Source organism: Methylomonas rivi (assembly GCF_024505165.1).
Classification (GTDB): Bacteria; Pseudomonadota; Gammaproteobacteria; order Methylococcales; family Methylomonadaceae; genus Methylomonas; species Methylomonas rivi.
On record NZ_JANIBK010000041.1, the window covers coordinates 17,989 to 29,542 of the forward strand.

General features: G+C 52.3%; 13 protein-coding genes. 7 read left to right on the plus strand and 6 right to left on the minus strand.

Annotation, left to right across the window (positions count from 1 at the left end; translation table 11 throughout):
• Both NP596_RS09755 and NP596_RS09760 read right to left on the minus strand, forming a co-directional pair.
• Positions 1-582 (minus strand): class I SAM-dependent methyltransferase, encoded by a 582-nt coding sequence (locus NP596_RS09755; RefSeq protein ID WP_256615151.1) that lies wholly within the window; start codon positions 580-582, stop codon positions 1-3.
• Entirely contained in the window at positions 579-1,484 is a 906-nt protein-coding gene (locus NP596_RS09760; RefSeq protein ID WP_256615153.1) for a LysR family transcriptional regulator, read from the minus strand. Before NP596_RS09760 ends, NP596_RS09755 begins: the two co-directional genes overlap by 4 nt.
• A gap of 527 nt (positions 1,485-2,011) precedes the next feature.
• Between NP596_RS09760 and NP596_RS09765 the strand changes: the two genes are divergently transcribed.
• From NP596_RS09765 to NP596_RS09795, 7 genes are all read left to right on the plus strand, one after another.
• Positions 2,012-2,332, plus strand: a complete 321-nt coding sequence (locus NP596_RS09765) for a phosphoribosyl-ATP diphosphatase (RefSeq protein WP_256615154.1) — start codon at positions 2,012-2,014, stop codon at positions 2,330-2,332.
• A gap of 30 nt (positions 2,333-2,362) precedes the next feature.
• A complete protein-coding gene (tatA, locus tag NP596_RS09770; protein WP_256615155.1) occupies positions 2,363-2,584 on the plus strand; it encodes a twin-arginine translocase TatA/TatE family subunit in 222 nt (73 codons plus the stop codon).
• A gap of 6 nt (positions 2,585-2,590) precedes the next feature.
• Positions 2,591-2,908, plus strand: coding sequence for a Sec-independent protein translocase protein TatB (gene tatB / locus NP596_RS09775; protein ID WP_256615156.1), 318 nt, complete (start codon positions 2,591-2,593; stop codon positions 2,906-2,908).
• The gene (tatC, locus tag NP596_RS09780; protein ID WP_256615157.1) at positions 2,892-3,635 is read left to right on the plus strand and encodes a twin-arginine translocase subunit TatC; all 744 of its coding nucleotides are present in this window, start codon (positions 2,892-2,894) and stop codon (positions 3,633-3,635) included. Before tatB ends, tatC begins: the two co-directional genes overlap by 17 nt.
• Positions 3,636-3,638: 3 nt before the next feature.
• Positions 3,639-4,316, plus strand: coding sequence for a YggS family pyridoxal phosphate-dependent enzyme (locus NP596_RS09785; protein ID WP_256615159.1), 678 nt, complete (start codon positions 3,639-3,641; stop codon positions 4,314-4,316).
• Positions 4,317-4,412: 96 nt separating this feature from the next.
• Positions 4,413-6,173, plus strand: coding sequence for an arginine--tRNA ligase (argS, locus tag NP596_RS09790; protein WP_256615160.1), 1,761 nt, complete (start codon positions 4,413-4,415; stop codon positions 6,171-6,173).
• A complete protein-coding gene (locus NP596_RS09795; protein ID WP_256615162.1) occupies positions 6,173-6,793 on the plus strand; it encodes an SPOR domain-containing protein in 621 nt (206 codons plus the stop codon). The genes argS and NP596_RS09795 overlap by 1 nt, the downstream gene beginning before the upstream one ends.
• Positions 6,794-6,819: 26 nt before the next feature.
• Here the strand turns inward: NP596_RS09795 and NP596_RS09800 are convergent, their stop codons facing one another.
• From NP596_RS09800 to NP596_RS09815, 4 genes are all read right to left on the minus strand, one after another.
• A complete protein-coding gene (locus NP596_RS09800; RefSeq protein ID WP_256615163.1) occupies positions 6,820-8,718 on the minus strand; it encodes an ATP-binding protein in 1,899 nt (632 codons plus the stop codon).
• On the minus strand, positions 8,715-9,236 hold the full coding sequence (locus NP596_RS09805) for a YfiR family protein (RefSeq protein WP_256615165.1): 522 nt from the start codon (positions 9,234-9,236) through the stop codon (positions 8,715-8,717). The genes NP596_RS09800 and NP596_RS09805 overlap by 4 nt, the downstream gene beginning before the upstream one ends.
• A gap of 9 nt (positions 9,237-9,245) precedes the next feature.
• Positions 9,246-11,279: a TonB-dependent receptor plug domain-containing protein gene (locus NP596_RS09810; protein ID WP_256615167.1), complete on the minus strand. Its 2,034-nt coding sequence runs from the start codon at positions 11,277-11,279 to the stop codon at positions 9,246-9,248.
• Between the two features lie 64 nt (positions 11,280-11,343).
• A partial coding sequence (locus NP596_RS09815; protein ID WP_256615169.1) for a hypothetical protein occupies positions 11,344-11,554 on the minus strand: 211 nt, incomplete at its 5' end.

Below are 11,554 nucleotides of genomic sequence, written 5' to 3' on the forward strand. Positions count from 1 at the left end.
TTAATACCGGTTTGAGTTTTGTCCGATGTAGCAAGCTTCGTTTCTATTGCCGTACCGCAAGTCGCCGATGCGGGCGTATTCTTGATAAAACACCAAGGCTAAAGGGGAAAATAATTGGAGCAGTTCATTACAGTCCAGTAAATAATCCGGATTGCTGGGGCCCTGCGGATCAAGTTTGTCGCGGGTAAATGTTTGATAAAACAGCAGGCCGTCGGTTTTTAAAGCCGCCATTATCGCATTACACAGGGAACGGTCAAGAAAACGGCTAATGACAATCACATCATAGTGATTCAGGTGAAGATGGCCGGGGTTAATAAATACTTGGCGGGCCGCTATTTGCAACCGTCTTTGATCGGTCTGGGTTTGCAAACGGGATAGCGCAACCGGCGAAATATCCCATGCGTCGACCGTTAAACCCTGCTCGGCCAACAACAAGGCATTGCCGCCCATCCCGCAAGCTAAATCCAGCGCCTTACCTTGCGCGGGTAACAGGTGACGGTGGTTCGATAACACTTCCGCGGCATGGGGCGCTTGGCTACGGTCGGTATAAATGCCGTCCCATTTGCTTTGCAGATCCTTCACGGCGGATCCATGCCGATTCGATGCGGTAGCCAGCCCTGGATGAAATCCAGAAACGAGCGGACTTTGGCGGACAGATATTTACGGTGCGGGTACACCGCATAAATGGCCAGCGGACTGATCGCATATTGCTCCATCACTACCTGCAAGCGCCCCAGTTCGATATCGCGGCCGACGATGTAGCGCGGCAGCATGATCAGCCCCAGACCATTGACCGCCGCGTTACGGATCGGATCGGCCATATTGGCCTGCATGCGGCCGGTGACGGTGATGGTACGGTCGCCCAGTATGCCTTTAAAACGCCATTTATTGCGCGGCGGTATCGCCCAGTTGATCAGGCAGCTATGGTCATCCAGATCTTCAGGGTCTTGCGGGGTGCCGTGCGCTTTCAAATAGTCCGGGGAGGCGCACACCACCAATGACGAGCTGGCCAATTTGCGCGCCACCAAACTGGTATCGTTGAGCTGACCCAGATAAATGGCGATATCGACGCCCTCGTCGATCAAATCCACTTGGCCGCCTTTCAGTACCATTTCTACCGATAAATCGGGATAGCTTTTTAGATATTCGGTGAGTCCGGGAGCAATGTGAGTAGCGCCTATCACCGGAGGGGCGCAAATTTTCAGTACCCCGCGCGGCTCGGTCTGCAGTTTGGTCACCGCGGATTCCATTTCCTGCACGTCCAATAGTACCTGTTGACAACGTTCCAGATATTCTTCCCCCGCTTCAGTCAGACTTAAGCTGCGGGTCGTACGATTGAACAATCGCGTGTTGAGCTCGCTTTCAAGTTGCATGATGTGTTTTGTGGCCATGGCCCTGGAAATGTCCAGGTCCTTGGCGGCGCCGGCAAAACTACCTGCTTTGGCGACGCGAACGAACACGTTCATACTTGTTAATTTATCCATAAGCGGCTCATTGATCGGGTGGCGTTAGCAAAAAAAGTTTGACATTTTTATTGTTTCTTATACGTATACAATTTATTTTATAAACACCCAATTGTAAACATTTTTTTATACTGTATAGTAAGCAGCAACTGAAGAGCAAAGCAAACCGGCTTTGTCAAGAAACTCTTTAATTGATAGAGGCATTAAAACTAAATGAATACCTTAAGCAAGGATATCCTGATCGGTTCGCTATTTATTTCAGGTCTTTTGAGCTTTTTCTTCGGTTTATTTGTTGTATCGACCGTATTTTTTGCAACCAGCGCCATTTTCAGCAACATGGCCAATAAGACGCATATCAACGGTTAATTTCTACAGAATTTGTAACTACCTCCTGGTGTTGTAATTCAAGCGGAACCTCCTCATAGCACTCTGCTTGGTTTTTTACCTCTCTTTGCGCAAGCATCGAGAGGTTTTTTTTTGCCCGTCATTTAGGGGAGCTACGCAACGTGCTATGATTTTTCCGCTATAGATTCAAGAGTAACTATTTTATGAATGATGTTTTACAGCAGTTGGCCGAAGTTTTGGAACAACGCAAACAACAGTCGGCGGACCAATCCTATGTGGCCAGTTTGTATGCCAAGGGTTTGGATCATATCCTGAAAAAAATCGGCGAAGAAGCCACGGAGACCGTGATTGCGGCAAAAGACGGCGATAAGGACAAAATTATTTATGAAACCGCCGACTTATGGTTTCACTGCATGGTGATGCTGGCGGATCAAGGTTTGGGACCTGAACAGGTCATTAATGAATTGCAACGGCGTTTCGGCTTATCCGGTTTAGAGGAAAAGGCCCAACGTGGTTCGTCCTAATTAAACTATTTTAAGATCGAAGGGGGAGATATGGGTGTTAGCATGACTCAACTGTTAATCATACTGGTTATCGTCATTTTGGTGTTCGGCACCAAGCGCCTGAAAAATGTGGGCGGCGATTTGGGGGATGCCATCAAAAGCTTCCGCAGTGCCATGAAAGATGGCGGCGAAGACAAAAAACTGGCGGAAAAGGATGACGAACCTCTGGAAGGCGAAGTCACCCAAAAGCAAACCGAAAAAGACCAGGCATAAGCCGCCATGTTTGATGTCGGTTTTTCGGAATTAGTCATGGTCGGCTTGATCGCTTTGTTGGTGATCGGCCCGGAACGCTTGCCGAAAGCGGCGCGTATAGCCGGTTATTGGCTGGGCAAAACCCGCGCTACCATTGCCAACGTCAAGGCGGAAATCAAACAGGAACTGCATGCCGAGGAAATGCGCCAGCTCCTGAACCAGCAGCAATCCATTGTCGAAGAGTTACAGCAAATAGCCGGCGAAACCGAAACCGCGGTAGACGACATCAATAACAGCATCAAGGCCGGCGACGAAACCCGTCAAAATCATGACCAATCAGCCTGAACATCTGGGCGAACAGCCTTTCATCAGTCATCTGATCGAGCTGCGCGACCGGTTGTTGCGCGTAGTGTTGTGCGTATTACTGGTATTTGTCGGCACGGCCCTGTACGCCAATGAGATCTACCAATATCTGGCGGAGCCCTTGTTGCAGCATATGCCGAAAAACAGCACCATGATAGCCATCGATGTGGCCTCGCCGTTTTTCACGCCGATCAAGCTGGCTTTCGTGGTGGCGGTATTTGCGAGCGTGCCTTATATATTGTTCCAATTTTGGGGGTTTATCGCTCCGGGCTTATATCGCCACGAAAGATTGATGGTGTTGCCGTTGTTATTGGCCAGCACGCTGTTGTTTTACGCGGGGGCGGCATTCGCTTATTTTGTGGTGTTTCCGCTGGTGTTCGGCTATTTAACCTCCGCGGCCCCGGCCGGGGTGGCGGTGATGACCGATATCGCCACCTATCTGGATTTTATATTGGCGTTATTTTTTGCTTTTGGCGTGTCGTTTGAAATTCCGATTTTCACCATTGTGCTGGTGTGGACCGGTATTACGACGCGGGAAAGCCTGGCCGAAAAGCGCCCCTATGTGATTGTGGGCGTGTTTGTGGTTGCCATGTTTCTGACCCCGCCTGACGCGCTGTCGCAAACGCTGTTGGCGGTGCCGATGTGGCTGTTGTTCGAATCGGGTTTGTTGTTTTCGCGTTTTTTTGCCGGTAAGCAACGGGAACGTTAAGCAATGGATAATTTCGCGGAGCGTCTGCAACAGGTACGCAGCCAAATTCGTCATGCTATCGGCATTGCCGGGCGCTCGCGCGGTTGCGTGCAATTACTGGCGGTCGGCAAAACCAAGCCCGCCTCGGATATTGCCATCCTGTACCGATTGGGGCAGCGGCATTTCGCGGAAAACTATTTACAGGAAGCCCTGCATAAACAGCAGCAATTGGCGGCCTTTAATATCACCTGGCATTTCATCGGGCCGATTCAATCCAATAAAACCAAACCGATAGCCTGCCATTTCGATTGGGTACATAGCGTGGATAGGTTAAAGATTGCCCAGCGCCTCAGCGAACAACGGCCCGAGCATCTGCCGCCGTTGAATATTTGCTTGCAAGTCAATATCAGCGAGGAAACCAGCAAATCGGGCGTTAGCCTCGCCGAGCTTCCGCATTTGGTCGAGGCCGTGAGCGTATTACCGCGCTTGCGCTTGCGCGGCGTGATGGCAATACCCGAACCCGAAACCAGCTACCCCAGGCAGCGTCAGCCTTACCGCCAGTTATATCAAGCCGTGCAACAACTCAACCGGCCCGAGCTGGATAGTTTTTCGTTCGGCATGAGCGGCGATTTAAAAGCCGCCATCATGGAAGGCGCCACCATGGTCAGGATAGGCACCGCCTTGTTCGGCGAACGGCATTAATACGGGCCCGGCCCGCTCCCGGCGGGCCTGGTAGCTATTAAAGGGCTTTTGATAGATAATAAAGCGTATTTTTTATCCACTTTTTCTGTCCCGATAATGAAACATAAGCTCGAATACCTTTTGCAACAAGCTGTAGCAGCCCTGAAAACGCAAGGTGTTCTTGATCCGGAACTTGTCGCGCAAATCAATTTGGAGCGTGCCCGCGATAGTCAACATGGCGATTTTGCCACCAATTTGGCCATGTTGTTGGCCAAGCCGGCTAAAAGCAATCCCCGCCAATTGGCGGAAAAAATCGTGGCTGAAATTCCCGCCGATAATCTGATCAGTAAAATTGAAATTGCCGGGCCCGGCTTCATTAATTTTTTTATCAATCCCGATAGCCAGTTTCAAATTGTCAAACAAATCCACGACGCCGGCCCCGAATTCGGTTTGAGTACCATCGGCACCGGTAAGAAAGTGCAGGTGGAATTCGTCTCCGCCAATCCGACCGGCCCGTTGCACGTCGGACATGGCCGCGGCGCGGCTTACGGTTCGGCCGTGGCCGATCTGTTGCAAGCGGCGGGCTTTGAGGTGGAACGCGAATATTATGTCAACGATGCCGGCCGGCAGATGGATATCCTGGCCACCAGCGTCTGGTTGCGGTATCTGGAAGAATGCGGCGAAGTGTTGCCTTTTCCCAGCAATGGCTATCGTGGCGAATATGTGCGGGAAATTGCCTTTAACCTGCATAAAAAATCCGGCAACGATTACCGCCGTCCGGTCGAACTGGTGCTGGAAGACATACCCGCCGATGAACACCAGGGCGGCGATAAGGAAAAACATATCGATGCCTTGATCGATCGGGCTAAAACCTTGTTGGGTCCGGCGCAATATCAAGAGGTCTTTCAGGCCGGCCTGGACGATATTCTGGCCGACATCAAGGACGATTTGCAGGAATTCGGCGTCAGTTACCAACAGTGGTTTTCAGAACGTCTGCTGATGGACGACGGCTCGATTCAGCAAGCCTTGCAACGCCTGGATGCGGCCGGCTTTTTGTATTTGCGGGACGGCGCCACCTGGTTTGCCTCCAGTCGCCTCGGCGATGAAAAAGACCGGGTAGTGGTACGGGACAACGGCCAAAGCACGTATTTTGCATCCGACATTGCGTACCACATGAATAAACTGGATCGGGGTTTCGATCAAATCGTCAATATTTGGGGCGCCGACCATCACGGCTATATTCCGCGCGTCAAAGCCGCCATGCAGGCTTTGGGCGCCGACGAATCCAAATTGAAAGTGCTATTGGTGCAGTTCGCGGTGTTGTATCGAGGATCCGAAAAAGTGCAGATGTCCACCCGTTCCGGCGAATTCGTCACCTTGCGGCAATTGCGCAACGAAGTCGGCCGGGATGCCTGCCGGTTTTTTTATGTGGTGCGAAAATCCGAACAGCACATGGATTTCGATTTGAAACTGGCCACCTCCAGAAGCAACGAAAATCCGGTTTATTACGTGCAATACGCCCATGCCAGGGTCTGCAGCGTGTTACGGCAATTGGACGAAAAGGGCCGAGAACGCAACCTGCATTTAGGCATGGAACATTTGCATCTGCTGACCGAAGATCAGGAAACGGCTTTACTGACCACTTTATCCAAATATCCCGAAGTGTTGGAAAAAGCGGCGGTGCAATACGAGCCGCACCAATTGATCCACTATCTGCGGGAATTGGCGAACCAATTTCACTCATACTACAACGCCCACCAGTTTCTGGTGGATGACGACAAACTTTGCAACGCGCGGCTGAATTTGATTTGCGCAATCAAACAAGTATTGGCCAATGCTCTGAACCTGCTGAAAATCCATACCCCAGAATCGATGTAATGGCCAGAGACTATAAACACCGCGTCCAGAACCCCAGCTACGGCTCCAGCCGCGCGCGTAACAAGAAGCCGCCGACCCTGTGGTGGCGCTGGTTATTGGTGGCCGCGCTGATTGTGGCGTTCTTGGTGTTTTTGAATATGGTGCGCGGCATGGTGGCCGAGTTGATAGCCGGCAAGCCGGAAGCCGCGGCCAGCCAGCCGGGGCCGGCCGTTAAGCAGGAAATACCGTTGCAGCAACAAAATCCGCCAGCGGCCGAGCCGGAGCCGGTGCAAGCTGAAGAGCCGCGCTACGATTTTTATACTATTTTGCCGCAGGCGGAAACGGTGGTGCCGGATTATGAAATTCAAACCCGGGTACGCGAAGAGTTGGTGGGTAAAACAAAACAGGCAAAATACGTCATGCAGGCGGGTTCTTTTCGCGAAGCCGCCGATGCCGAGCGCCACAAAGCCAAGCTGGCGTTGCTGGGTATCGAGTCTTGGGTGGAGAAAGCCAAGGTCGGTAGCGTGATTTGGCACAGGATTAAAATCGGTCCTTACGATAACCCGTCCAGCGTTTCGACCATCAAGGAACTGCTGCAAAAAAACGGCATCGGCGTGATTGTCACCGAACAAGGAAAATAAGCCGGCCGGGTGTTTTCGCATGGTTTTTATGGGGATCGGTTGGGTTTGACCCATTTTGATAATATTTGATACAGCGTCAGCGGCAGGATGGGCTTGCTGATGTAATCCACCATGCCGGCCTGCAAGCATTTTTGCCGGTCTTCCTGCATGGCGTTGGCGGTCATCGCTATCACCGGCAGGTTTTTAAGGGCGGCAATTTTCTTCAAGAGCCGCGTTGCTTGATAGCCATCCATGATAGGCATCTGTACATCCATCAATACGCAGTCATAGTTGTTGTGCTCCAGCTTGCCTAGGGCTTCCGCGCCGTGCTCCGCCGAATCGACGACGATTCCCATTTTTTCCAATAACTCCTTAGCCACCATGCAGTTGATTTCATTGTCCTCGACCAACAGAATCCGCGTCCCGCGCAGGTTTTGCAAGGCCATGTTGTCCAACCGGTCGACTTGGTTTTGCGCGGGAATCGGTAGATCGGTTATGCCCAATACGACCGTAAAAATAAAGCTCGAGCCTTGGCCCTGCACGCTTTTCAGGCGGATAGCCCCCCCCATTTGCTCGACCAGCTGCTTGGAAATCGCCAGACCCAAGCCGGTGCCGCCGTAACTGCGGGTGACACTGTCGTCTGCTTGAGAAAACGCTTGAAATAAATGCCGCTGCTGCGCGGGGCTGATGCCGATGCCGGTGTCGCGGACGCAAAATTCCAGACAAAGTTGCTCGCTATCGCGACTCAATTCCGTGACAGTGACATTGATTTCACCCTGATCGGTAAATTTAATCGCATTCCCGATCAGGTTGATTAATACCTGCCGCAAACGCTGCGGATCGCCGACCACGGCGCGGTACCGGCCGCCGTGGGAATAATTGAGAACCAGACCCTTGCGGGTGGCCAGTTGAGTCATGGTGGCAAACACCTGATCGAGCATTTCCTCCAGCAAAAAGGGAATATGCTCCAAATGCATTTTGCCGGCTTCCATTTTGGAAAAGTCCAGAATATCGTCGATGATGCTCATCAAGGAACGGGAAGCCGTTTCGACGCGCTGCAAATATTCCCGCTGTTTAGGCGTCAATTGGCTGTTCAGGCATAATTCGACCAAACCGACGATGGCATTCATCGGCGTGCGAATTTCGTGGCTCATATTGGCTAAAAAAGCGCTTTTGGCTTGATTGGCGGATTCGGCTTCCAACGTGGCCATTTCAAGTTCCTGGGTACGGTTCAGTACCTCTTGTTCCAGGCCGGCCTCGTTTTGCTGTATTTGCGCCAGCATGCTGTTAAAAGCATCCGATAAATCGCTGATTTCATCGTTGCCGGTGTATTCGGAACGCAGGCTGTAATCGTTGTGTTCGGCAATCCGGCGCGCGGTATCGGCTAATACCAGAATGGGCCGCACCAATGAACGCTGCAGCCGAAACACAAACAGTCCGGAAACGCCGAGAGCGATAAAGACTATGCTGGCGTTGATGGCCGTATTGCGCAGTAAGGCCGAGTAATGGCGGTTTAAGTCCGCCGTTAGTGTGATTTGCCCGACCAGATTTTCGTTATTATGAAAAATCAGCCGGTTGACCTGCCGGGATTTAGGGATGAAAGCCGGCCAGAAACTCCGCCAGTGGGAAGCGGGTTTCGAATAGCCGACAAAGACGGCATTGGTGCGGGTTTGAATTACCGCATCGATGATGTCGGGATCGTGGGCCAGGGCGCCGAGAATTTCCTTGGCGGTCTTTTCGTCGTCGAATAACAGCGCGACGCTACAATTTTGCCCCAATATGTCGGCGGTTAAAGTCAGTTTTTTGCCGATGCTGTCCTGTAAGGCATTGTATTCGCGGATTGAAAGGCTCAGCGTCGCTACCAGCAATGTCGACGCGGCCATAATGAACAGGATCTTGGCCAGCTTGCGGGAGATGGATATGCGGGTTGAATTACGGGTATTCATTCGAGTATTTCCGCCATGCGCAATAATTTCGAGCTCAGCTTTAAGCCGGCCAGTTTCACCGATGCCAAATTCACTACCAGTTTTAGCTTGTTATCGCGTAAGGTGAATTGAATCATGCCGCCTTTTTGGGCAAATTCTTCCGCGTCGCTAACCAATAGCACGTGATATTTTTGCGCTTGTGCCAACACTGATTGGGAAAGCGCGTTCAATTCGCTAAAAAACAGGATCTGGCATTCCTCTATGGCAATAAGGGTCCCCAGTTTGACGCTTACGGCTTTGTTGTCGATTTGTTGGCCGTTCAAGACGGGCAGATAGGCGCGAATCGGGCTATTGCCTTGCAGGCAGATGGTCACCGGAGCCGATTCCGGCCATTCCGCCAGTTCGGCAAAATGAAACAGATAGGCGGTTTTCAGTTGGTACTCGCGGCTAGCAACAGGTGGGCCGTCTTCCGCATGGCCGTATATGCCCAGGCAAACGCCCATGCAGAAAAGCCAGGCTTTGAGGAAAACTTTAAACACCCGCCGGCCTCAAAAGCGCCAGGACATTTGCGCCAGATAACCCCGCTGAATTTGACTGGCGACCGGAATATACAAAATATCGCTAAATTCCGGATGCTGGTTATCGAGTAAATTTTGGCCGCTGAACGACAATTCCAGATCTTTATGCGGGTGCCAGCCCAGGCGGACGTCCATGGTGAAATACGCGGGAATGTTTCTGACCGTGTCCACCGTGATGTTGTCCACATAACGCCCCCAAAGATCCAGCTCGATTTCGTTAGTCAGATTGAATAGCGAACGTAGCGATAAAGTGTGTTGCGGATTGGAATGAGGTTCGGTTTGCGGGTCGCGGAACCAGGCGATATTCGGATCGTAATCGACATGAAACCGGTTGGCGCTGTAAGACGCCTGCAGGCGCCAGTCCTGACTGACCCGGTAGTTGACGGCGGTTTCCAGACCGTAGCTTTTGACCTGCCGGTAATTGCCGACCGTGGCTTCGCGAACATTTCCAAAAGCAGGGTCGGCTCTGACATTGCCGTCAAACCGGGTGCCCTGCATGCGGTCGTAGATGTTGTAAAACAGCGCGGTATCGATATCCAGATTGCGGTTGACCTGCCAGCGCCAACCCAATTCGAAGGCCAGCAAGTTCTCCGTCAACATATTAGGGTTGGCGGCGGCTTCAAAAAAAGTATTGCTGCCCGGCAATACCGGCTTGAAGATGCGGATGCTGTGTTGGGCCCGGTTGGGCAATACCACGGCGCGGGAAACGGCCGCCCACAGACTGTGCCGTTTATCGGGCGTCCACATTAAACGGGCGTTGGGCTCGGTTTCCCAGCCGGTATAGGTAAAATGTTCGATGCGGTTTCCCAGCGTCAGCACCAAATCGTCGCTTAAATCGATTTGGTCCTGTAAAAACAGGCCGACATTGTGTTGGGTAAATTGGTCCGGCACGAATCCCAACGTTAACGTATTGTTAAAGTTGTCGCTGATGAGCTGATAATTTAACCCCCACAGCAGATGGTGGCCGCGGTATTCCGGCAGGCTGTGCTGGAAATCCGCTACAAAATGGGAACGGCTCATTTCGTTCATGGCCAATTGCCAGTCGGTTTGGGTAAACGACAGATTCAAATCCGAGTGGTGGCCGCTATCGGTGCGGTGCTTCCAACTGCCTTGCAGGCTGCCGGTGAAGCCGTCCCGGCCGAAATCGTCCTGCCGCCATAACGGCGGGGTGGGCGAGGTGATACCGATAAAGTAGCCGTGCAGCCGGTAGCGGGAGAGGTTGGCTTCCAGCATTAACTGGTCGTGATCGCCCAGTTGGCTATCCAGGCGGAGATTACCGTTTTGGGCATCGCCGTAATCGTGAGTGCCCCGGTTGCCGGATGAATCGATACTGGCGTCGCGCCCGATGCCGTTTACGGTACCGCGCAGGAAGGTTGAATCGCTCAGTTTTCCTCCGTAACGGATGCCGCCGAAACCCTGTTCTTCCGTGCCGCCGCCGCCATACAGCAATCCGCCTTGGGTATCCTTGGCCGAACGGGTGATGATGTTGATGGTGCCGTTTACCGCATTGGCGCCCCACAAACTGCCGCTGGGGCCGCGCAGCACTTCGATACGCTCGATATCCTGTAGGGAAGGATTTTGCTGCCCCCAATACACCCCGCTGACCAGCGGATCGTAAATGCTGCGGCCGTCTATCATGACTTGCAGTTTATTGGCATACAAATCGTTGAAGCCGCGCGCGCTGACGGCCCAATTCCAGGCATTGATTTTTGCCACGTTCATGCCGGGCACCATGCGCAACACTTCCGGCAGACTGGTGACGCCGGCGCGGCGAATGTCTTCCGAAGTAATTACGAAAGCCGCCGCCGGGCTGTTTTTCACCGATTGGGTTTGCCGGGACAGGCTGGAAACGTCCAGTTCGGTCAATTCTTCCCAGCTTAAGCGCAATAAATCGTCGGCCGACTCAATGTCGGCGGCTGAACTTTCGGCGCATAGCGCCGGCAAGGCAAAGGCATGCAGAAAAAGAATTAAGGTAGCTGTATAGCGCATGGGTGATAACGACATAACTAACCGCCGGACATGGCAAATTCATGGAAATTTTATGAACAAGGGTAGCAGAAGCGTATTTTTAAAGCACGTCCGCGGCAGTTAAACGAGAAATAGTCAAATCTGGTGTATGGCTGAATTGAATCAGGCGGCCATTGTAATGGTCAACAAAAACCGGACACCAATTCAGGCAGCGTTTCGTAAGCGTGTAGCCGCACCACATCGTTAGGCGGTCGCCGCTATGATTTAATCCGTGGCAGCGAAAGGCAGCAGTTCGTCGATACGGCTGTTGT